This is a genomic window from Nonomuraea sp. B5E05 (genome assembly GCF_039880665.1).
Classification (GTDB): Bacteria; Actinomycetota; Actinomycetes; order Streptosporangiales; family Streptosporangiaceae; genus Nonomuraea.
The window spans coordinates 244,459-267,883 of the sequence record NZ_JBDPMJ010000012.1 but is presented as its reverse complement, the minus strand read 5'-3'; the positions used below and the strand labels follow the sequence as shown (position 1 = coordinate 267,883).

Annotated in this window: 20 protein-coding genes; 6 read left to right on the top strand and 14 right to left on the bottom strand. The window is 70.5% G+C overall.

Translation table 11 applies throughout. The features are described 5' to 3' along the window. The coding region (locus ABGB01_RS23920; RefSeq protein WP_347775773.1) for a DDE-type integrase/transposase/recombinase at positions 1–1,177 on the bottom strand (1,177 nt) is incomplete at its 3' end. 136 nt (positions 1,178–1,313) lie between these two features. Further along, positions 1,314–1,916, bottom strand: coding sequence for a DUF6431 domain-containing protein (locus ABGB01_RS23915; RefSeq protein WP_347775778.1), 603 nt, complete (start codon positions 1,914–1,916; stop codon positions 1,314–1,316). 253 nt (positions 1,917–2,169) lie between these two features. On the opposite strand from ABGB01_RS23915, the gene ABGB01_RS23910 reads away from it, so the two are divergent. Beyond that, a complete protein-coding gene (locus ABGB01_RS23910) occupies positions 2,170–2,970 on the top strand; it encodes a hypothetical protein (RefSeq protein ID WP_347775772.1) in 801 nt (266 codons plus the stop codon). Positions 2,971–3,216: 246 nt separating this feature from the next. Here ABGB01_RS23910 and ABGB01_RS23905 read toward each other — a convergent pair whose 3' ends face one another. From ABGB01_RS23905 to ABGB01_RS23890, 4 genes are all read right to left on the bottom strand, one after another. Beyond that, positions 3,217–3,873 carry a helix-turn-helix domain-containing protein gene (locus tag ABGB01_RS23905; protein WP_347775770.1) on the bottom strand — a complete coding sequence of 219 codons (657 nt, stop codon included), beginning with the start codon at positions 3,871–3,873 and terminating at the stop codon, positions 3,217–3,219. 171 nt (positions 3,874–4,044) lie between these two features. After that, positions 4,045–4,536: a DUF6653 family protein gene (locus ABGB01_RS23900; RefSeq protein WP_347775769.1), complete on the bottom strand. Its 492-nt coding sequence runs from the start codon at positions 4,534–4,536 to the stop codon at positions 4,045–4,047. Positions 4,537–4,944: 408 nt separating this feature from the next. Next, on the bottom strand, positions 4,945–6,519 hold the full coding sequence (locus tag ABGB01_RS23895) for an MFS transporter (RefSeq protein ID WP_347775768.1): 1,575 nt from the start codon (positions 6,517–6,519) through the stop codon (positions 4,945–4,947). Continuing rightward, positions 6,516–7,070, bottom strand: a complete 555-nt coding sequence (locus tag ABGB01_RS23890) for an MFS transporter (RefSeq protein ID WP_347775767.1) — start codon at positions 7,068–7,070, stop codon at positions 6,516–6,518. The genes ABGB01_RS23895 and ABGB01_RS23890 overlap by 4 nt, the downstream gene beginning before the upstream one ends. Positions 7,071–7,780: 710 nt before the next feature. Between ABGB01_RS23890 and ABGB01_RS23885 the strand changes: the two genes are divergently transcribed. Then, on the top strand, positions 7,781–8,188 hold the full coding sequence (locus ABGB01_RS23885; RefSeq protein ID WP_347775766.1) for a redoxin domain-containing protein: 408 nt from the start codon (positions 7,781–7,783) through the stop codon (positions 8,186–8,188). 64 nt (positions 8,189–8,252) lie between these two features. Further along, on the top strand, positions 8,253–9,107 hold the full coding sequence (locus ABGB01_RS23880) for a cytochrome c biogenesis protein CcdA (protein ID WP_347775765.1): 855 nt from the start codon (positions 8,253–8,255) through the stop codon (positions 9,105–9,107). Between the two features lie 37 nt (positions 9,108–9,144). On the opposite strand, the gene ABGB01_RS23875 is transcribed toward ABGB01_RS23880, so the two are convergent. From ABGB01_RS23875 to ABGB01_RS23865, 3 genes are all read right to left on the bottom strand, one after another. After that, positions 9,145–9,588: a hypothetical protein gene (locus tag ABGB01_RS23875; protein ID WP_347775763.1), complete on the bottom strand. Its 444-nt coding sequence runs from the start codon at positions 9,586–9,588 to the stop codon at positions 9,145–9,147. A 224-nt stretch (positions 9,589–9,812) separates the two neighbouring features. Then, the gene (locus ABGB01_RS23870) at positions 9,813–10,109 is read right to left on the bottom strand and encodes a hypothetical protein (protein ID WP_347775762.1); all 297 of its coding nucleotides are present in this window, start codon (positions 10,107–10,109) and stop codon (positions 9,813–9,815) included. 65 nt (positions 10,110–10,174) lie between these two features. After that, positions 10,175–10,321, bottom strand: a complete 147-nt coding sequence (locus ABGB01_RS23865) for a hypothetical protein (RefSeq protein ID WP_347775761.1) — start codon at positions 10,319–10,321, stop codon at positions 10,175–10,177. 492 nt (positions 10,322–10,813) lie between these two features. On the opposite strand from ABGB01_RS23865, the gene ABGB01_RS23860 reads away from it, so the two are divergent. Then, positions 10,814–11,968, top strand: a complete 1,155-nt coding sequence (locus ABGB01_RS23860; RefSeq protein ID WP_347775760.1) for a DUF5685 family protein — start codon at positions 10,814–10,816, stop codon at positions 11,966–11,968. A gap of 60 nt (positions 11,969–12,028) precedes the next feature. Here the strand turns inward: ABGB01_RS23860 and ABGB01_RS23855 are convergent, their stop codons facing one another. The 5 genes from ABGB01_RS23855 to ABGB01_RS23835 all read right to left on the bottom strand — a co-directional run bounded on the left by ABGB01_RS23855 (position 12,029) and on the right by ABGB01_RS23835 (position 21,428). After that, the gene (locus ABGB01_RS23855; RefSeq protein ID WP_347775759.1) at positions 12,029–13,159 is read right to left on the bottom strand and encodes a hypothetical protein; all 1,131 of its coding nucleotides are present in this window, start codon (positions 13,157–13,159) and stop codon (positions 12,029–12,031) included. 160 nt (positions 13,160–13,319) lie between these two features. Further along, entirely contained in the window at positions 13,320–14,615 is a 1,296-nt protein-coding gene (locus ABGB01_RS23850) for a TIGR02679 family protein (RefSeq protein WP_347775758.1), read from the bottom strand. After that, complete coding sequence (locus ABGB01_RS23845; protein WP_347775757.1) at positions 14,612–18,748, bottom strand: TIGR02680 family protein; 4,137 nt, start codon at positions 18,746–18,748, stop codon at positions 14,612–14,614. Before ABGB01_RS23845 ends, ABGB01_RS23850 begins: the two co-directional genes overlap by 4 nt. Further along, positions 18,748–19,899 carry a TIGR02678 family protein gene (locus tag ABGB01_RS23840; RefSeq protein ID WP_347775756.1) on the bottom strand — a complete coding sequence of 384 codons (1,152 nt, stop codon included), beginning with the start codon at positions 19,897–19,899 and terminating at the stop codon, positions 18,748–18,750. Before ABGB01_RS23840 ends, ABGB01_RS23845 begins: the two co-directional genes overlap by 1 nt. Then, positions 19,896–21,428, bottom strand: coding sequence for a TIGR02677 family protein (locus tag ABGB01_RS23835; RefSeq protein WP_347775755.1), 1,533 nt, complete (start codon positions 21,426–21,428; stop codon positions 19,896–19,898). Before ABGB01_RS23835 ends, ABGB01_RS23840 begins: the two co-directional genes overlap by 4 nt. A gap of 221 nt (positions 21,429–21,649) precedes the next feature. Between ABGB01_RS23835 and ABGB01_RS23830 the strand changes: the two genes are divergently transcribed. Continuing rightward, on the top strand, positions 21,650–22,246 hold the full coding sequence (locus tag ABGB01_RS23830; protein WP_347775754.1) for a TetR/AcrR family transcriptional regulator: 597 nt from the start codon (positions 21,650–21,652) through the stop codon (positions 22,244–22,246). Further along, positions 22,243–23,421, top strand: a complete 1,179-nt coding sequence (locus ABGB01_RS23825; RefSeq protein ID WP_347775753.1) for an FAD-dependent monooxygenase — start codon at positions 22,243–22,245, stop codon at positions 23,419–23,421. The genes ABGB01_RS23830 and ABGB01_RS23825 overlap by 4 nt, the downstream gene beginning before the upstream one ends. The last annotated feature ends 4 nt before the right edge of the window (positions 23,422–23,425 follow it).

The window sequence follows — 23,425 nt, the reverse complement described above, 5'->3', positions numbered from 1 at the left end:
GTTGTTCGGGACGCGCTTTGGGGTGGGCGTGCCGGGACAGGGTGAACACCGTGGCGGTGCCGTAAGTCTTGCCGTCGTGGCGGACCTCGATCTCTTCCAGGTGGAAGGGGTCGAAGACGATCTGCACCCGGCGGCGGCGCAGCGCGGGGTCGACCTGGTAGTAGTTGCCGAACGCCGAAATCAGGCAGGTCTTGTCGACGGTGCGCGTCTCTTCCCACTTGAACGCCTCCGACAGCCGGTCGGCCTCGGGGATCGGCAGTGGAGTGGGCATGCCGCTGTTCCAGCGGACGATCGGCGCTTGTCCGGTTTCGCCGTGCGGCCGGCAGTGGTAGACGCTTTCCACCCACGCCGCGAACAGCCGGTTGAGCTCGGCCAGGTCGGCGACCCGGCGCGGGTGGTGGCCGGAGAACTCGACCAGGAACTGCTCGCGCACCACCCGGAAAAAGCGTTCCACCTTCCCGCGGCCCTCGGGCCGATATGGGGTGGAATGAATGAGTTTGATCCCGAGATCGGCGCAGCCCTTGAGCAGCCAGGAATCGATGAACGGGCTGCCGTTGTCCAGGTAGAGCCGGCCGGGGATGCCGCGGGTCTGCAGCGCGGTGCGCAGCACACCGGCCATGCGCACGACATCCTCGGCGAACCCGAACCGGCCGCCCATCACCGCCCGGCTGTGGTCATCCAGGAAGCAGAACAGGATGGTCTTTCGGCCGGCGGGGCCGATGCGGATCGCGTGGAGTGCATCTCCGATCCACATGTCGTTCGGCTTGGCGGTCTCGAACCGTGACAGCACCCGCCCCGTCGCGGCAGGATCGAGATCCAGGTCGAGTTCGATGCGGCGGAAGTGCCGCTGCAAGGTGCGCTCGTGCGGGACGATCAGCCCGCCCCCGCGCGTGAGCATGATCTGCCGGATCTGGACCGCGGTGCGGGCCGGGTTCTCCTTCTTCAACGCCACTGCCAAGGCCAGCGCGGCCGGGTCACTGCGCGGGTCGGGCCGGCGGGCGGCAGGCAGCAGCGCCTCGAAACCACCCGCCCGCCAGGCGCGGATCCACCGATCCAGGCTCTTGCGCGACACCCGCACCGGCCGACCGGCCGGGCCGGGGTGCGTCTGCGCGGCGATCGCGCGCACCAACGCGCCGCGCTGGCGCGTCGACAGGTCCCCGTCCAGGGCCTCCTGCACCAGGCGGTAGCGGAACAGCGCGATCTGGCGGGCCTGCTCGGCGCGATGCCGAGCCTCGGCATGGCGCGTCGTGTGGTGTGTTGTCACGATTGGTCCCCTCCGAGTTGACGACACACAGTCACCTCAAAGGATCCGATCAGTCACCAAACGTCACCAGAGGGCGGCTGGTGTTGATCGCCCGGACCACCGGCATTGGTGCCAGCAGGCTCCCGTCACTCAGCACCGCGGCCAGCCGCCACAACGACAGCCTGTCCGCCAACTCCGGCCACCGCACCACCGCTGCCCGGTGCACCGCCACCAGCATGCTGAGCGCATCGGCCCACGCCGAGCCCGACGCGGCGATCGGCGGCGGGTCCGGATCCAACGCCACCACCCACCCGGCCAAGCCCGCCCGCAGCGCCCCGGCCGAGCACCGCGCCCGGCGCACCCACCCCCGCACCGTCCAGACCGACCGGCCCAGCACCCGCGCGATCCGCCGCACCCCGTGACCCGTCACGGCCAACTCCAGCGCGGCCCCGATCGTCTCGCCATCATCGGCCCGCCGAACCAGCAGCCGCGCAGGCAGCAACACGTGAGTGACCCCGCAGCCGCGGCACCGCGCCCGCCGGGGCCGCAACACCAGCCGCACCCCCGAACGCAGCGTGCGGATCACCCGGCGCTGGGCATGCCCCCACCCGACCAGCACCCCATCACACCCAGGACACGCCAGAGCGCCTTCAACCAGCGCAGACTCGACCACAGCACGGTGGTCGCCTACCGTGAGCACGCGGTGTGAACCTCCACACCGTTAACGGCCCTCCCCGGTGTTTCCAGACAGAGCGGGGAGGGCCGGTCTTGAACGATTGACGCTCACGTTGTCGCCGGGCACGAACCAGGCCAACCCCAAGACCAGCCCTGAAGATCATGGACATCATCCATGTCGCCCATCAGGCCCTACGTGCTCAGAAAGAACGTCGTCCTACACCAGGCGGCGCGACCTCGGCGCCGGACTCGTGCCGGCGCGGCCGGGCAAGCCTGACGCCGCCGCGTATCTCGCGAGCCCGCTGGCGCTGGCATGGCGGTTGCAGCGCGGCGGCCTGCTCGGCTGGGGGATCGGCTTCGTGGTCGTGGGCCTGCTGTTCGGCGCCCTGGCCTACAGCGTCGGCGACATCGTCGGTGACAACCCGCAACTGGCCGCGATCCTTGAGCAGGTCGGCGGCGCGGGCGCATTGACCGACACGTTCCTGGCCGCCGAGCTGAGCCTGCTGGGCCTGGTTGCCGGCGGTTATGCGGTGCAGGCGACGCTGAGACTGCAGGGGGAGGAGTCGGCTCTGCGGGCAGAGCCGGTCCTGGCCACGGCCGTGGTCCGCTGGCGATGGGCCCTGAGCCATCTGGGCATGGCCCTCGGCGGCAGCGTTCTGATCATCACCGCGGGCGGACTGGCGGCCGGGCTCGCACACGGCCTGCGGATCGGCGAGCCGGCCCGTCAGGCCATGCGCCTGCTCGGCGCGGCGCTGGTCCAGGTGCCGGCTACGTGGACCCTGGCGGGCATCGCGATGCTGCTGTTCGGGTTGTTGCCCCGCCTGACCGCTCTGGCGTGGGCGGCCTTGGTGGCCTTCGCCCTGCTCGGCCAGCTCGGCGAGCTACTCCAACTGGACGACCGGGTCAGGAACCTGTCTCCCTTCGCACACGTCCCGCAGGCGCTGAGCCAACCCTTGGATGTCGGTCCGTTGCTGTGGCTCGGCGCGCTCACGGCAGCGCTCCTGTCGGCGGGGACCGTCGCCTTCCATCGGCGTGACCTGCGGGAGGGCTGACGGTCTTCACATCCTCCTGGGCTGCTTGCGAGGTCGGGGATCGGCTCGTCCCCCGACAGGGCGGCACGCACCGGCCGGGCAGGGCGGACAAGACAGAGAAGGGGCCTCTGGCCAGGCTCCTATGAGGTCACGACGCCACGTCCGGTGGGTGCAGGTGAGCACCTCCCGCTCAGAGCGACAGATCCCGTTGAAGACCCGAGGTCAGTCAGTGGGTGGGTCAGGACTGGCGGGAGGTGCTCACCTACATCATCTCTGCGCTCCTATACTGCGCTGACCTGGTGTTTCCTGACGCGGCCAGTCTCCGTTCGAGGTGACCAGTCCGCGAGCTATGGCGTTGGTCGTGGCCGCGAGCACAGTGTCGTAGGTGTCGCCGTACATGTGCCGGTTCATGACGATCAGCCCGATGGTGCGCATCACGCCCATCACGATTTCGGGCTCGACATCCCTGGTGATCACCCCCTGGGCCTGCCCTTTGGCGATGTAGTCCAGCAGTGGGGTCATGATGTACGGCGTGACGCGGGCGATCTCTTGTGCGCCGATCCGTCGGGACACTGCCTGGAGCTCGTCAGGATGGGTGAACAACCGCCGGTAGAACGGATCCGCGGTCAGCACGGTCGTCATCGCTCGCATCACCTCTATCAGGGACTCCACGCTCGCGGGGCGGCGGAACACAGCACTGTGCCGTTCGGCGATGAGCGGGGCCCGCCGGATCATGACCTCCTTGTAGAGGGTCTCCTTGGAGTCGAAAAAGGCGTAGAAGCTGGCCTTGGAAATCCCAGCCGGAGCCACCAATTCCTCCAGCGAGGTCTTCTTCAGCCCTTGGGATGCATACAGCCGTTCGGCGGCATCCAGCAGGTCCGCGGTGATCCGCGCCCGCTCCTGGTCAGTGAAAGCAACAGCCACGATATTTCCCTATGTCCAATCGGGATATTGGGCTCCAGCTTAACGGGGCTCTTGCCACCTCATGACACGTAAGCCCGACGCCGACAGCAGGCAGGGAAACGGGCAGATGAGTGGCCAATGAGCGCCGAAGGCGTCACCGGCCACGGGGATCGATCAGGCTGGCATCTACGCCTACTGCACGGTGCCGGCCCGCTTCTGCTCCTCATAGAGCACGCCGAACCGGTCGATGCGCCAGAGCTGACCCATGATCATCAGCGTGGCGCCGAAAGCGGTCGGCCAGATCTCGAGTGAGACGAGCCCGTAGGCGATCAGCGAGATCGCGGCCGGGCCGCCCACCACGATCAGCAAGCGCTGAATTCGACGATGATCGGCCGTGACCGGCCATTTGTCCTTGAACCACAGTTTCTCGCCATAGATGCCCTTGGCCGACCATGTGGTGGGCGTGTGGATCGGGCGGAAGACGAACGGGTTCAGCCACAGCCACAGCATCACGGCGGCGATCGGGACCAGGCACCACCAGCCCAGCCACACTCTGCTCCAGACCGCCGCGAGCATCAGTGGTATCGCGGCGAGCCTGGTCCATACGCTCCAGGGGTTGGCGTGCCGCTTCCAGTTGTCGTCACTCATGTGCAAGGTGCTCGCCATTTTCGACGCAGCGCCCATGTCAATCTCCGTTCGAGACGCTCGGCCCTCCCGAGAGGGCGATGACGGCGGGGACTCCAAGTGCCGGCCACAAGCCATCGACGAACGTCTCATCCATCGAGAGCTATAACCATACTGGATATTTGGTTACAGGCTAGCACGCTCCTGCCCGGCAGGGAGTCAAGCAGGTGAGGTGATCTCGTGCGCCCAGCAGAATGGAGGTGAAGCCGTGACGTAGCGGCTGATCGTCTGGTCGTAAGCTCGTCGTCGCTTGCCGGTGGAAGCCGGTCCGGGTAGCTGCCAGGAGGCCCGGTAGCAGGCTGGCGGCTTCGTCTGGAAACGGGCGGGGTCGAAGCCCAGCGTCAAAGGCCCTTTCAAGGGGAAGCAACGATAGTGACGGCGGGAACTGGGGAGGCCCCAGACCCGTGTTCACTCCGGATGGCCGATTTCTGCTCTCAGAGGGTGGCGGCGTGGCGGAGTGCTCGCCGCCAGGGGGTTTGTTCGGCGACATGGTGGCGCAGGGCGCGGGCTTGCTGGGGGAGGTTCCAGGTCACGGCCCCGGTGATGCGGCCGTCGGTGCTGTACAGGCCGGCGAAGCGGCGGGTGGTGGGGTCGTCGGCCTGCACGGTCCGCCGCGCGGGCGGTGACGGCGCCTATCGCGCAGATGAGCGCGAAGCCGAACAGCACGTACCTGGCCGAGTCGAGCATCGACTGTCCACCCAGGTTGACCAGGACTCCGGCGACCGCCGTGCCGAACGCGATCGCCAGGCTCGTCACCGTGGCGATCGCGGCGGCAGCCCGCCGCCCTTCCTCCGGATCCTGGGTGCTGGACATCACGGCCACGGACAGGTGCGGATAGGCCAGCCCGATGCCGGTACCCGCGATGAACAGCACCGGCACCCAGATCAGCACCAGCCAGGTCGGCGCGTCCTGACGCTGCAGCAGGCCCTGGACGAGGAAGCCGAGCGCCAGCAGCAGCGGGCCGATGATCCGCAAACGGCGAATCGTGTGCTCCTTGACCGCCGAGGAGCTGACGAGCTGGGTCGCCGACCACCCCAGGGAGATGGCCGCGCCGAAGAACCCGGCCACGGCCGGGGCCAGCCCGCCCAGCCGCTGACCGAACAGCGGCACGAACGACTCCACCGCCACGCCGAAGGCCAGCAGCGCCAGCGTCAAGTACACCCACTTCAGCGGCGAACCCGGCCGGTAGGTGGTGCCCGGGAAGACCCGCAGCTCACTGCGCCGCTCATAAGCGACGAAGGCGGCCACCAGCAGTAGCGCCACCACGATGCCGGCCGCCATGGCCATGGCGCCAGCCAGCACCCCCGCCAGGCTGACGGCCACGGTGGCCGCCGTGACCAGCAGCAACGACACGACCGGAACCGGCGCCCGTGCATTGCTTCGCTCGCCGCGCAGCAACACCCGGGGCACGAGCAAGCCGCACACCGCCGCGATCACCGCCATCGCCACGAACGCCAGCCGCCATGCCCCGAACTGAGCGAACACCCCGCCCAGCGCCGGACCGACAAAGTTGCCGACACCGTACATCGCTGACATCAGCGCGTTGCCGCGTGTCCACAGCCGCTGCGGCAGAGCCGACCGTACGGCGGCGAAGCCCAGCCCGGACAGCAATCCCGCCCCCAATCCCTGGACGGTGCGGCCGGCGAGCAGCACCGGCATCACCGCGCTCACCGCGCAGGCCAGCGACCCCACCAGGAACAGGCCGAATCCGAGCAGGTAGGCGCCGACGTTGCCCCAGCGACCCAGGAGGCGGCTGACCAGCATCGTCGCGATCACCATGGCGACCAGGTAGATCGTCATGTTCCACGCGTAGAAATCGGCGCCGCCGATGTCGGCCACCACGGTCGGCAGCAGGCTCGAGGCCAGATAGATGTTGACCGCACCCACCAGCACCCCGACAGCCAGCACGATCGCCGCACCGGCATGCTCCGGGCTCAGCAGTTCCCGCCACGAAGGTGATGAGGGAGCCGAGGTTGTGTTCACGCCGTCACCGCCATCTGCTTGCTGGACGCGGTGCGCTGCGCGGTACCCGATCCGTCCGCGATGGTCATGGAGCGTTCTGGCGCGCCGGTTTCTCCGTCGCGCGGCCGCAGATCAAGGGTCTCGGCGGCAGGCTCCGTGCCCAGTTGCTCGTTGCCGCAATCACTCATGACGTCAAGCCTGTCGTTGAACAGGTCCCGGAGACTTCGGCCTTCTGGCGCGTCTCGTGCCAGGGGCGGCACGCGGAAAGTCTCAAACGGGCATGCAATCCCGCCTCGCCGCCACGCACCTTCGCCGGTCAGGGCGAGTACGACCAGCCCGATGATCAAGAGCCGGCGGCGGCCGTACCGGTCCGACAGACTCCCAGCTGTGATCAGCAGTCCCGCGAACACCAGGATGTAGGCGTCGAGGATCCACTGCACGTCAGCCGGGCTCGCCCCCAGTTCGCGCATGAGCGCGGGGATGGACAGCGTGAGGATCATGTTATCGACACTGAGCACCAGCAGCGCCAGACAGAGAACGCCGAGGATCCACCATCGGCGTGGATGAGCCATGAGACTTCTCCTGCATCGTTTGGGACAGGACCGCGATCGCGATCCGTTCTGTGACGCCCCAAACCATGCGCATTCGCGCTGATAGCGACCTGACAGCGCCTTCGAAGGCACTGTCAGGCGAGATCAGCCGTTCTCAACGGCCATCCAATGCCGATCGAGCGGTCGCGACGCGTTCCGCGCCCTGGCCCGCAGGTGCGGGCTTCTTACGGACGTTCATGGCTCGTTACGGCTCGCCAACCGGACATGAGGGCCCTTGCAGGATGGCCCGGCGTCCGCTAACGATGTGCGCGCTCAATCACCCCAAACCCCACGCGCCGATCGGCATATAGGCCGACGGCACGAACGTTCAGGTAGCGGCGGCGCCCTTCCAGCAGGCCGTGGAAGCTTGAGGACCGCCGCGTTGGCGTGTCCAGGGAAGGCGCCGCACCAGCTCGGTCGTGTGGGCTGCCCTCGCCGTCATCGGGTTGTAAGAAGTGACGCGGAGCAGCACTTCTATGATGAATCGCATGATCCCAGTACGAACCGCGACCGCGATAGCGACAGCAGCACTGCTGGCGGCCGGGTGCGGCGGGCCGGGGCAAGACGGGGCGGAGAGCGGCACTACGTCGGCCTCTGTGACCTCCACTGTAACCTCCGCACCAGCGGCGGCCCCCTCGACATCCATAACGCCCGAGCCGACCGCGTCGCAGGAGACGGCAAGCAAAGCTTCCGTGCCCGCCGCGCTGGAGTTCTCCGCCCGGACGCTGGACGGTGAGACCTTCCAGGGGGCGAGCCTGGCCGGCAAGCCCGTGGTCTTCTGGTTCTGGGCGCCGTGGTGTCCCAAGTGCATGTCCGAGGCGCCGCATGTCAAGGCCGCCGCCGCCCAGTACGGCGACGTCGCCTTCGTCGGCGTGGCCGGGCTGGACACCGAGACGGCGATGAAGGAGTTCGTCCAGCGCACCAAGACGGAGAACCTCCCGCATCTCTCGGACGAGAAGGGAGCAGTGTGGACGAAGCTGGGCGTCAGCCAGCAGTCCACGTTCGTGTTCATGAAGCCTGACGGCACCACCGCGAAGGCGTCCGGGCCGCTCGGTAGGGAGCAGCTGGACGAGCTCGTCCGCACGCTGCGTGACGGGTGACGGCGGTGCCCGGACCTTTCGACAGGGCTGCGACGCCCGGACCCCGCGGCGGGGGAGCGCCCACGTGAGTTCCGCCGACCTCCCGCTCGCCCTGGCGCTCACCGCCGGCACCGTGGCCGCGTTCAACCCGTGCGGCTTCGCCATGTTGCCCGCCTACCTCACTCTGCTGATCAACGATGAGGAGACCACACGCCGCGGGCCCGTCGGACGGGCGCTGATGCTTTCGGCGGCCATGACCGCCGGATTCGTCACTGTCTTCGGCCTGTTCGGGCTCGCGGTGACCGCGCTGGCGGTGTCGGTGGGCGGCTACCTGCCGTGGGCGAGCCTGGTCATCGGAGTAGTCCTGGTCGGGCTGGGCCTGTGGTTGCTGTCCGGTCGCGAACTGCTGCTGCGCCTGCCGGGGCTGGCCACCGGCCGCCCCACCACCTCGCCGCTGTCCCTGTACGGCTACGGGCTGTCGTACGCGGTGGCCTCCCTGTCCTGCACCGTCGGGCCGTTCCTCGCGGTCACCTCGGCCTCCCTGTCCGGCGGCGGGTTGCTCGGCGGCGTGGCTGCCTTCGCGGCCTATGGGCTCGGCATGGGCATGGTCATCGCCGTGCTGTCGCTGGCGGTGGCGTTCGCCCGCGCCGCCGTGGTCGCCAGGCTGCGGGGCCTGCTGCCGTACGTGTCCAGAGCCAGCGGCGGCCTGCTCACCCTCGCCGGCCTGTACGTCGTCTACTACGGCTGGTACGAGCTGCGCGTCTTCGCCGGAGCCGACGCGGGCGACCCGATCGTGAACACCGCGACAGCCGTACAAGCCACCATCGCCAGCTGGCTGGCAGGACTCGGCACCGGCTGGATCATTGTCGCACTCGCCCTGCTCACCGTCGGGGCCCTCGCGCTGCGCAAGGCGCGACGACGCGATCGGATCCCTGAGTGAACCCGCAGTGCGTTCTCGCCTGTGCGGAGGGACTTGATCAATCGCTGCCGTGGGAGTGCTCATGAGCGCGAGCGAAGCGATGCGCGTGCCGGGGCGAGGGCAAGAAGAGGACCGCTCGGCAGGCCCGCAACCTCCTGATCGACTCGGCGAGTGAGCAGGGTCGTTTCGCTTCCTTATCCGCGATCAGGACGCTAAGTTCACTGCCGTCTTCGATGAGGTGTTCGCCGCCGTAGGTATCACGGTGTTGAAGACACCACCGCGGACACCTAGGGCGAACTGCTTCGCCGAGCGCTGGATCCGGACGGTACGCGGCGAGTGCACCGACCGAATGCTGATCTACGGCGAACGTCACCTGCGCGTGGTTCTGAACGAGTATCTCGATCACTACAACGCGCATCGGCCGCATCAGGGCCGTGGACAGCGACCACCCGATCACGATGAGCATGTAGTGGTGCCGATGGAAGGCCGGATCGAACGCCACGCGATACTCGGGGGAGTGATCGACGCTCCCCGGCGCTCGTTGGCTGGCGCAAGCGGCAGCCGCCATGCTTGCCAGGCGACTGGTTCGACGAACCCCGTCAGGTGGCCGCGGCACGCTGGTGCAGGTATCGATCCGGTACACCCGCCTTCCGCCCCGGCGCCGCTTCTCCGCCTGCGGCTGCCCGCGCAGCGGCACTCTGTGTCGGGCCGCGTCCCGCCGCGACCTCAACTGCGCGTGCGGTTCAGCATGACCAGCCCGGCGATGAATGACCCGAGCAGGATCGGTGAAAGGACCGCGAGGGCGCCCCACACAACGAGGCCGAGATAGCCGAGCGCGGACGAATTGTGCGTCGGGTCGGCGTCAGCGGCCGCGAACAGCCCCAGGCCGAGGACGACACCGGCCACTGTGAGCGCGATCGGCGTCCAAAGGAGCACGCGGGCCCACACACGGTACGTCCGACTGTAGACACGCCGGGCCGCCGGCACGTTCCGCCGCGGGGGATACCCGACGGATTCGCTCATGCCCCATTTGTACCAGCCGTGTAGGTCCCGCGCCGCCAGGGCCGGCCGTGGCGGCTCGGGGATGGTCAGTGGGTCGCCATGAGGTGCAGGTAGACGTTCGGCGTGCATCCGTACTCGCTCGGTTTCCCCAAGATGCGGTCGAAGTCGGTGAACCGGAAGGACGCGGCGCCGTCGGGCCGTATCGCGACGACGCAGTCGCGCGAAAACACCACGCCGACCGCGACGAGCTCAGCGCCCTCGCCGGGCCTGCACCACGTCGACAGAGGGTGTATCTGCTCCGGTGGATGATCCCAAGCTGGTCAGGTGTGGGCCCAGACGTAACGACTTGCCGCTGGCCATCCGTTCTGAGCTGATCCGAAATCGGTGGTTCAGCGGGCGGGCGGCAGCGAACGCCGGCATGGTCGGGTGTTTTCGTGGTGATGCGTTGTCAGTTGGCGGGTTCGACGGTGACGCTGTAGCCGAGGGCTCGGAGTCGGCGGATGTGGCGGCGCTGTTGCGCACCGAGCCGGATCCGATCACGGCGAACGATGGCCGTGTGGGCACCCGTTGTCCAACGATTTTCGACCCTTTCAGGTCGGCACGCGCAGTGCTCCAGGCCGGTCGGTGAGGGCCCTGTCTCCTTCCTGCGGATCCGTTCGCCGCCGCGGTATCGTCCGGCGGCCTGGTGCTACGGTTGGCTCTCAATTGCTCACAAAAGGGGACACATGTTCGGCATTGTTCGCCCGTGTCGGCATGTCCTGTGCAAAGGGCTCTACGCGGACTGGATGGGGCACCTGTGCGGGCTCTGCCTGGCGCTCCGCGACGAGCACGGACACCTGTCGCGCCTGGTGACCAACTACGACGGCCTGCTCGTGTCCGTCCTCACCGAGGCCCAGTCGCCCACGTCCGCGCCGCGCCGGAGGGCGGGCCCGTGTGCGCTACGCGGTTTCAAGGGCGCCGACGTAGTGGAGTCCGAGGGAGTACGGCTGGCGGCCTCGGTGTCGCTGCTCCTGGCGGCCGGCAAGGTGAGCGACCACGTGGCGGACGGGGACGGCATGTACGCCCGCCGCCCGGTGGCCGCCGGCGCCACCCGCCTGGCGGGCCGCTGGTCCTCGGCCGGCACGGCCATGGCCGGCACGCTGGGGTTCGACCCCACCCCGCTGACGGCGGCGGCCGACCGCCAGACCCTCCTGGAACGCGCCCCCGCCCACGCGCCCCCGGGGAGCAGCGCGGCGCCCGGGTTACGAGAGTTGACGGGGCCTACTGAGGACGCCGTAGCCGCCGCGTTCGCGCACACAGCGGTGCTCGCGGGGAAGCCGCACAACCGGGAGGCTCTGGAGGCGGCCGGTCGCGGATTCGGGAAGCTGGCACACCTGATCGACGCGGTGGAGGACTTGGCCGACGACCGGGAGTCCGGGGCGTACAACCCGCTGGCAGCCACCGGCACCGGCCTGGACGAGGCGCGCCGCCACTGCGACGCCGCGCACGCCGAGCTGCGCGCCGCCGTGGACGGGCTGGACCTGCCCCGCCCCGGCCTGACGCACGCCCTGCTGGTACGGGAGACCGGCAGCGCCGTCTCCCGAGCCTTCACCATCGCCGGAACGCACGGCACCGGCCACCCGCCCGGCCACCCGCCCGGCGATCCCGGCGCACCGCCGGGGCAACGGCCGCCGAAGCGGGATCCCGGCGGGCTGCTGTCGCTGGCGTGCGCTGCGCTGACCTGCTGCACGTGCGGCCTGTACCGGCCCGCCTGGGACGAGGACCGCGAGGGCTCCTTCTGCGAGCGCTTCGACTGCTCCGGCTACGACTGCTGCGGCAACTGCTGCTCCTGCTGCCCGGGCGAGGACGGCTGTTGCTGCGACGGCTGCGGCTGCGACTGACCGCCGCGCGAGTCACGTCAGCAGGGTCTGGGCGCCCCACACGGGAACCAGCATGTTCGATCAGATCGGCGTCTGGTGATCGAGAGTCCGCAGGTGTTCCGTCATGGCGGCGCTGACCGGGACGGTGGTGGGCAGTTGGGGAGTCTCGAAGTAGCGGGCCTTGTGCCGGCGCAGCAGTGCTTCTCCGTGCTCGGGCCAGGAGAAGCCCTTCTTCTTCAGCAGTTTCTGGAAGACCACGCTGGCGTTGTCCGGATCGGGTTCGGCCAGGAGCCTGATGGCTGCGGGGGAGATGTCGTCGCCGCGCAGGTAGGAGGTCAGGATCTCGCGGTAGCGACGCCGGTTGATCAGGCTCGGGTTGGTGAAGAGCTCCTGGAGGAGTCCGAAGTCGAGGTAGAGGCTGATGCCCGTTTCCGGGTCGAAGTGGATCGCCACCGTGTCGGCGTCCAGCACCTCATCCGGATAGGTGGAGCTGGGTGGAGGGGTGGTGTCACCCGGCTGTGCCCGGTCCATGAGGGTCTGCATGAAGGCGTTGAGCCGGGGGATCACCTGATCCCCCGGGACCACGATGTATTCGGCGCCGTGCAGTTCGATGAAGACTTCTCGCTGTTCGGCGAGCATCCGGCGGGCGGTGGCGAGCTTTTCCGGATTTCGGAAGACCAGCTTGGGGTTGCGCAGGGCGACTTCCGCAGCCTGGGGGAGGAGCTGGGCGCGGGCCTCGGCGGGGAAGAGGCTGATGTGGGCGCTGACCAGCCAGTCCTCGCCGAGCGGCACCAGGCGGCAGATGAGGAACATGCCCTTCTCGACCGTACGGAACGCTGCCTTGCCCATATTGGACCGCGCGCGATAGGTCAGCTCGTCCACCAGGTTGAGAAGGATCACGGCATCCCGGTCCTTGCCCTGGACCTCGAAGAAGCCTTCGACTACGTCCTTCCAGCCGAGGAGCATCGACCGTTCCTGCGGGCTCAGGCCCGGGTGGGCTCGCAGGAAGCGGTCGATCACCGTGTCTCCGGAGGCCAGCCGGTGCTGCAGGGCGAAGTGGTCGACGACCATGCTGGCGGTCACCTCGTTCTCGACGAGGCCGCCGGGGTGGCTCTGTTCGAAGGCTTTGTCGAGCTCGCGGGCGAACCGGGGTGACAGGGCGAAATCGACCAGCCGCTCCTTGAGAGCCCCGGCCTGCTTCATGACATCCATAACGGCGCCGCTTCTCCTTCGAACTCGTGCTCTTGCCGGGCTTGTCTGGTTTCTTGGACCTGCGTTCATGGGCAGCCCCGGCTTACCCCGTACCGCGGATCGGGAAGTACGGGGAGGGCGGTCGGGGACCACCTGAATGCGAACGCGCCTGCGGGCGGTGTCATCTGGGCCTCCAGCGCCCGCCACGCCTCTTCGGGGCCAGATCGGCGATCAACTCGGCAAGCACGAGTTCCTCCTCGACCCGTACGCCGCGTCGCTCCATCGCCACGGTCAGCCCCGGATCCCAGGGGGTCGGGCGGGCCTGACCGGACAGCGGCGCCGACGACGGCACGGCTTGGTAGGAGGCGGCGTCGAAGCGCCACGGCAGGAACCCGAGCCGTTCGTGGACCGAGGCGGCGATGGCGATCCCGCCCCAGTCGAAGTCGCCGTGGTAGGCGAACGTCGCGCCGCCGGCCGCGAGGAGGTCCAGCAGCCGCCAGACGGCCGTCGACGGCCGGCCGCCCCCGCAGACCAGGGGCGGACAGGAGGCTCCGAGCTCGTCGGCCGCCGCGGCCACCACCACTGGGTTCTCACAGATCCTGACCAGGCCCGCGGGAAAGGGGGACTCATTCCGGCGGAGCTGGCGCAGGGTCAGCACGCACGGCTCGCCCGCCGCCCTGGCGGCGCTGAGCATACGTCCGGTGGGGGAGCGGTCGTCACCTGGCAACCCCAGGCAGAGCACGAGAGAGGACAGGTCGTCGAGGTGCACGCCGACCGCGGCCCAGGCCGAGCGACGGGCGTCCGCGCCGGCTTCGCCCGCGTACGGCAGGCCGGACAGGGCGCGTGCCGCGGACAGGGCGAGGGTCGCGAGCGGGCGTCCTTCGTCCAGACCGTGTGCGTCGCCACAGGTCTCGGCGGCCAACCTGCCGAGGGGCGTGCCCGGCGACGGCAGCCGCTCCAGCACGGCGCTCAGCCGGTCGAGCAGGGTACGAGCCTCTCCGGCCGTGGTGGCGAGCCTTCTGACCAGACCGGTGGACTCCAGCCACGATCGCCACCCGGACAGCTCGGGCCGGTCGGCGACGAGCGCATCGAGCCTGGTGAAAGCCCGTTCCCAGGCCGCCGTCCGCGTAGCCTTCTCGCCGGACAGATCCCGGATCGGGCCGCGCAGCCGGACGACGGCTTCGCGCAGCCCGTCCGCGGTGACACCACTGGCTCGCAGGATGCGGTCCACCCCGTCCAGGGAGACCGACAGCGAGGAACCGGCTCCGGCGCGGCGGCCGAGCAGCACCTCGGCCGCCCGGCGCTGGGCCGGGGTCGCGGCCGTGAGCGTCACCGTCCCGGTCAGTGGCTTGCCCTGCTCGAGACGGTGGCGTGCCCGGTCGACCAGCCAGGCGATCTCATCGCCGCCCAGCAGCCGCACCAGCCTCTCGCTCGGCCCGCCGCCTGTGACGGAGCCGTCCGTGTCGCCGCCGCTCAACCGGGCACACCGTCCTCGTCCATGCCGAACAAGCCGTCCTGCCGTACGGGAGGTGCGGGGGACAGCGAGGGCGCCGTGGCGGCAGGGCGGTCCACCCGCTGCCGTTCGCGCCCGTCCCACCGCCAGGGCGTCACCAGCACGGCGTCGATGCCGTCACGGCGTGACAGCTGGCAGATCGCCAGGCCGGGGACCTGCGGGTAGCAGCCCCACTCGCGCTCGCTGGTCATCACCACGTCCATGTCGAACGTGGCCAGCAGGCCGAGGCACTTGGCCCGGGAGTCGTCGTCGACCCCGGCGAACGCCTCGTCCAGCGCGACCAGGCGCGGCGCGTGCGGGTTGCCCGCGGACTTGTAGTGGGCCGAGGCGGCGGCGAACAGCGGCACCGATGCCGCCAGCACCCGCTCGCCGCCGGAGGCGGGACCGGTCGCGGCTCGCCACTGCCCGTCCTGGAGCCGCTGGATCGCGAACTCGTGCCAGGTGCGATAGTCCAGCGCCCTGGTCAATGCCTCGGTCCAGCCCGCGGCTGGATTGTCGGCGTGTTCGCGGGCGATCCGCTCCTGCAGGAACGCGCCGACGGCGGACCGGTCGGCGGTGGACCAGGCATCCACGGTCTGGCGGAGCCTGCCCCTGACCCGGTCGAGCCCGTCGGGGGCGTTTCTGGCCGTCTTCCAGATCAGCCGCAGCCGCATGCCGGTGGAGGTGGGGCGGGACTCCAGCTCGGCGTTCATCTCCTGGACCTCGGACTCGGCCGCGGCGATCAGCTCATGTAGCGTGCCGGCGACCTCGTTGAGCAGGTGGTTCTCCAGAATCTCGCGTTCTTTGGCCGACAGGAGCTGAGCGCGTTGCTCGGTCTCTTCGGCCAGCGCCCCGGCCAGCTCGGGCATGTCCCTGGTTCGGCCCTGGAAGACCACGTCCACGATCATGACGCCGTCGCGCAGGGTCAGCCCGACGGAGTGCCCGTGCCTCGCCATGGCGTCCGACAACAACTTGTGCTCCTCGGCGACCTTCTTCTGCACCCGGTCCCAGGGGCCGTCGCCGTCGTCCACGGCGTCGAGCTCGGCGTTGACCGTCCTGGCCAGGAGCACGGCGGGCGTCGCCGCCCATTCGCCGCCCGTGTCAGGCACGTCCAGGTCGGCGAGCGCGACGTTCAGCAGGCCGGTGGCGGCGAACGACTGGAACTCGCGCACGGCGGCGTCGCGTGCCGTGGCCGCCTCCTCGATCTGTTTACGCAGGTTGTCGCGCTCGCCCTCGGCCTTGCCGCGCTCCTGCAGGGCCTGCTGCTCGCGTCGGCGAGTGGTGCGCTCGGCGATGGCACGCTCGCTCAGCTCGCGCTCCACCTGGTCGAGCCGGCTGTACAGCTCCTCGACCGCGGCGCCGGCGGTCGCGGCCAGGGTGCGGTACGCTTCGGCCGCGACGTCCGCCTCCTCGCCTGCCTTCGCGGCCAGTTCGGCGGCATCGTCGAGCTGCTCTTTCGCCCGGCCGAGCTCCTCTTCGGCGTCCGCGGCGCTCTCGCGCGCGTCGCGCCACGCATGGACGGCGGGCCACAGTTGGGCCAGGGCCAGCCGGTAGCGGGTGAGTGCGGCCTTGACCTCGCCGAGCGGGCCGAGCTCGGCGGGCAGGCCGACGTCCGCGGCGAACTCCTCGGCCCGGATGCCCGCGTCCCGGAGCTCGGCCTGCCGGTCGCGAAGTAGCCGGGCCGCCGCGGCATGCGCGGCGTCGATCTCGTCCCGCCGTTCGTACGCGGTGGCGCGCTTGACGTGCGCCTCCCGCAGGCCGGCGTCCGGAGGCAGGCCGTGGTGTTCCGCGGCGAGCCTGTCCCGGCGCGCGGCGAGCGACTCGAGCCGGCCGCGCAGGTCGTCGATCCGCCGATTCGCCTGGTCCAGCTCCCTGCGAAGCGTCGCCAGCCGGGTCCGCCGCGCTTCCTCCCTGGCGCCCTCGCCGATGTAGCGGGCCTCGACCTTGTGCCACGATCCGGTGAGTACGCCGTTCGCCCACCGGCCGTCCACCGCCACCCACGCCCGGCGATCGTGGCCGGATCCGAGCCCGATGCCCGACAGGACGGCCTCCACGGCGCCGTCGGCCAGCGCAGCGGCCTGTGGATCGGCCCGGTCCACGGCCGGCCGCAGGACGGCGACGCAGGATGGGCCGGTCAGCGGCTCGCCGGCCACGACGACGGTGTCGTCCTCGGCCAGCAACATCCCGTCCGGCGTCACCCAGGCATCCAGGATCCCGGCGGCCTCCAGCGCCGCCTCCAGCCCGGCCCGATGGTCGGCAGGCAGGGCGCCGGCGAAGTCCACCACTTTCCACAGGGGTGCGCCGGGACGGCCGAGGCGGGTGGCGGGGTCGCGCGTGTGAGGTTGAGGCGGCGCCTCGTGGCTGCCTGCCTCCAGCCGCACGATCTCCTCCGACAGGTCCGCGGCGGCCTGCGTCGCTTCCTCCAACCCGGAGTCCAGCTCCGCGCCCAACCGGCCGAGAGCGTCGGTGGCCGCTCTGGCCGCGTCGCTCACGGCGCTCGCGGCCGGGTTGGGGCCGTCGGTGGAGGCGGCCCAGGACTCCAGCGCCGCGATCACCTCATCGGGATCGTCCAGCCGCAGCTCGACGAGACCGGCCAGGTAGAGGGTGTACTCCTGGACGAGCCCGGCGACCGCTCCGCTCACCGCCTCCTCCGCGTCGGCGACGCGCTCGGCGACGGCCTGCGTCTCCGCGGTCAGCCGCTCCACCTCGGCACGCGCGGACCTCATCCGCTCCTGAGCCTGCCGCACGCCGTCAATGAGCCGCTCCAGCTCGCCGATCGCCTGTTCCTGGCGGTCCGCCAGCTCCTCCGCCGCGCGCCTGATCCGCGCCAGCTCGGGTCGGTCGGCGGTGATGAGGTGATCGGGTTCGGACGGCGTGATGCGGGCGGTCTCGGGCTCGCATCGCGCCGCACGGGCGGCCGACATGGTCAGGTCTCTCACCTGGCCAAGGTCGCGCCCTGCCGCGTCGGCCTTGTCCCGGGCCGTGCGGGCGCGCTGTTCGCGGCGCTGTGCCTCGCCTGTGAGGCGGTCCCGTTCCCGCGCGCAGCGGCGGGCGTGGTCGGCCAGCCGCTCGGCCTCCTGGCCGGTCCGCTTGAGTCGTTCCGCGTCACGCATCTCCGGGCTCTGCCGGAGGGCGTCGCGGCGCGCCTCCAGCAGGGTCCGCTGTGCCTCCAGCTCTTCAAGCACCTGCTGGGCCGCCGCCAGCTCCGCCTCCGCCGCGGCGTGGCGGCCCTCGGCCTCGCCGAGGTCGCGGCCCAGATGCTCGTAGCGGCTGTGTGCCAGTCGTGGCACGGCGGCCTTGCGCTTGGCCGCGATGGCGGCGTACCGGCGGTAATGGACCAGGAAGCCCGCCGCCGCCTCGCGCGCCTCCGCCAGCCCGCGCAAGGCGTCCCGCTCCTCGTCCAGGCCGCGAAACGCCTCGGCGACCGTGGCGATCAGAGCGGAGCTGAGCGGCGGCAGCGCCTCGGTGAGGGCGCGGGACAGCAGCTTCTCATCCGGCTTCTTGGACAACTGCGGCTGGCGCAGCTGGATGAGGAGGTTCACCAGCGCCTCGTAACGGTGCTCGCCGAGCCCGAACAGAGCCTCGTCCACGGCCCTGCGATAGTCGGCGGCCCGGTCGTACACCATGCCTCGGCCTTCGACGGCGTCACGCAGCTTCTCCCGGGTGAGCACCACTCCGGTGGAAGAGAGCAGACGGAGCTCCGCGCCGACGCGTTGCGGGGTGAGGAAGAACCAGTGCCGGACGATGCCGCGGTCCTTGACCGCCTTCAGCCCGCACCCGATCGTACGGAACTCCTCCGAACCGTCCGCCGCACGGCGGCCGAACTCCATCCACGCGTAGCCCAGCCGCTCGGGATGTGGGTGCTTGCCGCCGAGCAGCAGGTTCCACTCCATGCGCTTCTGCCGGTCGCCGTCCGGTTCGACCCGATGCGGGGCCAGCTCTCCGTCGAGCAGGAACGGCAGCGTCAGGGCCAGCACCTTGGACTTGCCGGTGCCGTTGTTGCCGCGCAACAGCAGGCGACCGTCGTGGAAGTGGAACTCCTCCACGTCGTAGTAGAACAGGTCGACAAGCCCGGCGCGCAGCGGCTTCCAGCGTTCGGAGGTCGGGGAGGGCGGCATCATTGTCCTTTGATAACGGGTTCGTCCAAGGCGTATCGAGCGATGGCGGGCAGGCCTACGGCGGCGTCCCCGGTGACGCGGACCAGCCGCAGCGCCGTGAGCTTGGCCAGTGCCCCTGACAGCAGCCCGTCCTCGGCTCCCGGCTCCGTCACGCCCTTGCGCCAGAAGGAGGCGTGCTCACGGGCCGCCCGCCGGACGAAGGACTTCAGCTCCTCCATCGTCTGCTCGCCGTGGGCGGCCAGCTGCTCGGCGACCAGCAGCGTCACGTGACCGTCGGTGCGCTGCTCCGGCATGCGGACGTCGGTCAGCTCGTCATCGGGATCGACCATCGCGATGCCCTCCGCGCGCACCTCCGCCACCAGCCCGGTCGCCTCCTCCAGCCGGCGGACGATGGCATGCCGCTGCGAGGCCAGGTAGGCGCGCTCGGCCTCGTCGAGGTCGGCGAAATAGATCACCGGGTCCTCCAGCAGCTTGCGGGTCAGCCTGCGACGCAGAGCTTGGTTGCGCAGGTCGTCGGTGTCGGCGACCGGCTCGGCCGTCAGCTCGGCGAGCCGGTCCTCGAACGAGACAGCGGTGATCGTGGACGGGCCCCGCGTGCCGGTGAGCAGCGCGGCCAGCACCGGCCTGCGCACGTCGTACAGCACGTCGCCGGTCGCGGACAGGTAGGCGTCCTCGTCGCCCGCGACCTTGCGCAGCACCCCCCAGTCCAGCAGTGTGCGCACCACGGCCACCAGGTCGGCCCGCTCGGCGCGGCTGTCGAGGGTGAAGTCGAAGTCCAGCTCGGGTTCGGCCGCGGACGACAGCACCTCCTCGGCCAGCCGGCCGAGCGTGGTCTGCGCGTCCGCCCGTTCGAGCGTCGCCAGAGCCAGGCAGATCAGCACATAGCGGCGCCGACCGTAGGGCTCTCCCGCCTTGCCCCGCGCTGGATGGGTCGCGTCCCGCGTGTCAGGGGCGGTCTTGAACAGCCGCGCCGTACCCGAGTCCACGGTCAGCCGCCAGCCGGTCTCGCGCGAGAGCCAGTCGCGCAGCTCGCTCACATGCCGGCGCACCAGCACCAGCGCCTCGGGGTCGCGTTCGGCGGTCAGCAGCGGCCTGGCCAGCAGCGCGCGCAGCGCGGCCTGCCGCTGGGCCTGCTCCTCGTCGGAGATCATCGCGCCGCCATCAGGTCGGTGATCTCTATCACGTGCTCGGGTCCGGTGAGCACTCCGTCCTCCGTACGGATCTCCGCCTGGCCCCCGTCAGGGACGAGCGTCAGGCGCACCTCCATCGAGCCGTCGGCGCTCACCGTCTTCACCTCCGTCTCCCCGGGGCGGCGGGCGGAGAGTGCGTCGCCGAGCAGCCCCAGGAACAGCCGGAACGCCCGCGGATCGAGCACGTCCAGCTCCGACAGCAGGACCGGGCCGCCGGTCCGCAGCGCCGCCCGGGCGGCGGCCGTCTCGCTCGCCTCCCGTTCGGCCTGCTCCAGCAGCAACCTACGTGCCTGGGAGCGGTCGGCCACCTTGTTGGGCCTGCCGCGCCGCTCATAGGAACCGGTACGGCGAAGCTGCGGCGAGATCCTGATCGGCGGGGCCTCCGGCCAGGGAACCCCGGACCCGACCTCGCGCCATTCGTCCAGGGTCGCGGCTGTCACCGTCAGATGCCGGGCCGGGGTCAACCCGAACGCCGCCCGCCACAACCGATGCGCCGCCTCCTCGTCGGGCGCCTCGGCGAACCAGCGCGCCAGCGCCCGGAAGTCCGCGGACCGATCGGAACGCCCGGATCGCCGCTCGTTGAGCAGCCCGACCGCATCGATGAGCTGCTTGATCGCCGTGATCGCCGCCTGGCGCAGCAACCGCGCCTGCGACGGCCGGCCGGCGCCCGTGGAGACGAACCAGTCCTGGAGCCCCCTCCAGCGATTGGACCAGGAGGCGAACGCCGCTTCCTCGGCTCTCCCGTACGCCTCCGCCGCGTCCTCCTCGTCGGGAACCGCGTCGGCGGCCTCCCGCCGCGCGGCCAGCCGCAGCAGCCGATCATGGTCGCATTTCTCCAGTTCGCCCAGGAGCGTGGCGATCCGCGCTCCGGAGTTGGCGAGGTCGGCGATGAAACGGTTGATGTAGTCGATCAGCCGTTCCTTGTAGGCGATGAACCCTGCCACGTCACCGTCGGAGAAGTCGATCGCGCGCCGCAACGAGGCCATGAACGCCTGCGCGTTGTCGGCCAGGGACGAGAACCGATCGGACAGGGACAGCAGCAGGAGGTGCACGCGCGCCGGGTCGGGATCCGGATCATGAGCCAGGGCGGCCAGTGACTGCAACTGTTCGGCGATGTCTCCCAACGCCACCGACTGCAGCGCCCCGCGCTTCCCGATGGCATCCTCGTAGAACGCGATCGCCTGCTCGGCAGCCTGCCCCGCATGCGTGAGCTGGAACAGGTACCGCTTGCGGTGGAAGTCCTCCACGCTCGTGACCCTGCCGGTGTCGGCGTCGGCCCGCAGGTTGCCCCATTCCCGGAGCTTGTCCAGCGCCTGCGCGAGCGCGTCGTCGTTGTCCCGCCGCAGCTCCGCCGCCACGTCCTCGGGCCGCAGATGCACGATGAAACGTTCTTTCGCGCGCGCGAAGGAACGCAGGATCTCCCGGTAGAAGGCCGCGTTGGGCGCGCTCAGGTGAGCGAAGGGCTGAAGTTCGTGAGGCGGGAAAGCCATACCGACAGTTTCCCTGCCCAAAGAGGGCGCCGCGTCCCATTGTGGGGGATCGACCCGAGGAGATGAAAAAAAATCTTACCGCGCGGATGTCACTCGTGGCAGCCACGCGAGGTCAGGGCCGCTTGCCGGACAGAGCGTCAGGCGGAGCACGCCGCCGGCAAGCGGGTGCGAGCCGACCAGGTGCGGCGGCGACTGCCGGGCGCGCGTGCTAAATTGGCCGCATGACCAACTTGGCCGAACGACCAAATTCGGCGCGTGGCGACCGGCGGCGTGAGCAACTGGTGGAGACCGGCCTCGCGCTCCTGAGCGAGCACGGGTGGCCCGGCATCACGGCGCGCGCCGTGGCCGAGCGCGCCGGCACCAATCCCGGCCTGATCCACTACCACTTCGGCGGCCTGCCCGGCCTGCACGCGGCGATCTTCCGGCGCGGCACCGACCTTCTCGTCAACCCGCTCGTCGACGAGCTGCTGGCCGCCGGGGACGAGCGGGCCGCGCTCGACTCGATCCGCACCCTGCTGCCGCGGACCACCGACGACGAGCCCGCGTCCCGGCTGGCCGCCGAGCTGATCATCGGCGCGACCCGCGACCCCGCGCTCGGCGCCATGCTCCGCGACGAGCTCCGCCGGGCCCGGCAGCAGATCGCCGACCGGCTGCGCGCGCTCCGCCCCGGCTGGTCGGCCGGCCAGGCGATCGGGGTCGCCACGCTGATCGTTGCCGCGATCGACGGGCTGATGCTGCACTGCATGATCGACGGCGAGCTGCCCGCCGGCGAGGCGCTGGACGTGGCGGAGCGCCTGCTCCCCGGGGAGGAGACGTGAGAGTCCTCATCAGCGGGGCCGGGATCGCCGGGCTCACGCTGGCCTACTGGCTGCGCCGTCGCGGCATCGAGCCGGTGGTCGTGGAGCACGCGCCGCACGGCCGCCTGGGCGGCTACGGGGTCGACTTCTTCGGCACCGGCTACGACGTGGCCGCCCGCATGGGCATCCTCGAGCGGCTGACCCCGCACCGGCTGCCCGTCGACTCGGTCGAGTTCGTCGACGCCTCCGGCCGGTCCTCGGCCCGGCTGTCGGCCGGCCTGCTGGAGCGGGTCATCCGGGGGCCACACCTGCCGCTGATGCACACCACGCTGGAAGGCGCCCTGCTCGACGCCGTCGCCGGCGAGGTGGAGATCCGCTTCGACGACAGCGTCGCCGAGGTCCGCGACACCGGCGACGCAGTCGAGGTCGGCTTCGCCGGTGGCGCCGGCGAGCGGTTCGACCTGCTCGTGGGGGCCGACGGCATCCATTCGCGGACGCGGGAGCTCGTGTTCGGCGCGGAGTCGCGGTTCGTCCGCCCTCTCGGCACCCGCCTCGCCTCCTACCCGGTGCCCGACCGCTACGGCTGGGGCCGCGTGCGCGCCCACTACACCGAGCCCGGCCGCCAGGTCGTCGTCTATCCCGGCGGCGAGCCCGGCACGCTGGTCGCCCTGCTGCTGTTCCGTTCGCCGCACGGCGGGAGCGTTCCGCGTGACCAGCGGACGGGCCTGCTGCGGGAGCGTTTCGCGGGGGCGGGCTGGCTCACGCCGTCGCTGCTGGCCGACGCGCCCGCCGGGGAGTCGATCTTCATGGACGCGATGGCCCAGGTCGTCATGCCCGCCTGGCACCGCGGCCGGGTCGCCCTGATCGGCGACGCTTGCGGCTGCATGACCATGGTGTCGGCCCAGGGCGTCTCCATGGCGATGGCCGGGGCATATGCGCTGGCCGAGGCGCTGGCCGCCGAGCCGGGCCACGAGCGCGCGTTCGCCCGGTACGAGGCCCGGATGCGTCCAGAGGTGCGGCGACGCCAGCGCAACGCGCTCCTGTTCGCCCGCATGCTGCTGCCCTCCGGCCGGGCCGGGCTGGCCGTGCAGGACCTGGCCAACCGGATCATCACCCGTCAGGCGTTCGCGCCCGTGCTGCGCAGGCAGTTCGGTGCGGGGAGCATCCTGCCGCCCGCGACTACCGGAGGAAGGTGACGTC

Excerpts from the sequence above, each read along its gene's own strand:
- ABGB01_RS23855 (WP_347775759.1), bottom strand. The coding sequence starts at position 13,159 with ATGGATGTCATGAAGCAGGCCGGGGCTCTCAAGGAGCGGCTGGTCGAT.
- ABGB01_RS23860 (WP_347775760.1), top strand. The coding sequence starts at position 10,814 with ATGTTCGGCATTGTTCGCCCGTGTCGGCATGTCCTGTGCAAAGGGCTC.
- ABGB01_RS23835 (WP_347775755.1), bottom strand. The coding sequence starts at position 21,428 with ATGGCTTTCCCGCCTCACGAACTTCAGCCCTTCGCTCACCTGAGCGCG.
- ABGB01_RS23890 (WP_347775767.1), bottom strand. The coding sequence starts at position 7,070 with ATGGCTCATCCACGCCGATGGTGGATCCTCGGCGTTCTCTGTCTGGCG.
- ABGB01_RS23830 (WP_347775754.1), top strand. The coding sequence starts at position 21,650 with ATGACCAACTTGGCCGAACGACCAAATTCGGCGCGTGGCGACCGGCGG.
- ABGB01_RS23870 (WP_347775762.1), bottom strand. The coding sequence starts at position 10,109 with ATGAGCGAATCCGTCGGGTATCCCCCGCGGCGGAACGTGCCGGCGGCC.
- ABGB01_RS23900 (WP_347775769.1), bottom strand. The coding sequence starts at position 4,536 with ATGGGCGCTGCGTCGAAAATGGCGAGCACCTTGCACATGAGTGACGAC.
- ABGB01_RS23845 (WP_347775757.1), bottom strand. The coding sequence starts at position 18,748 with ATGCCGCCCTCCCCGACCTCCGAACGCTGGAAGCCGCTGCGCGCCGGG.
- ABGB01_RS23840 (WP_347775756.1), bottom strand. The coding sequence starts at position 19,899 with ATGATCTCCGACGAGGAGCAGGCCCAGCGGCAGGCCGCGCTGCGCGCG.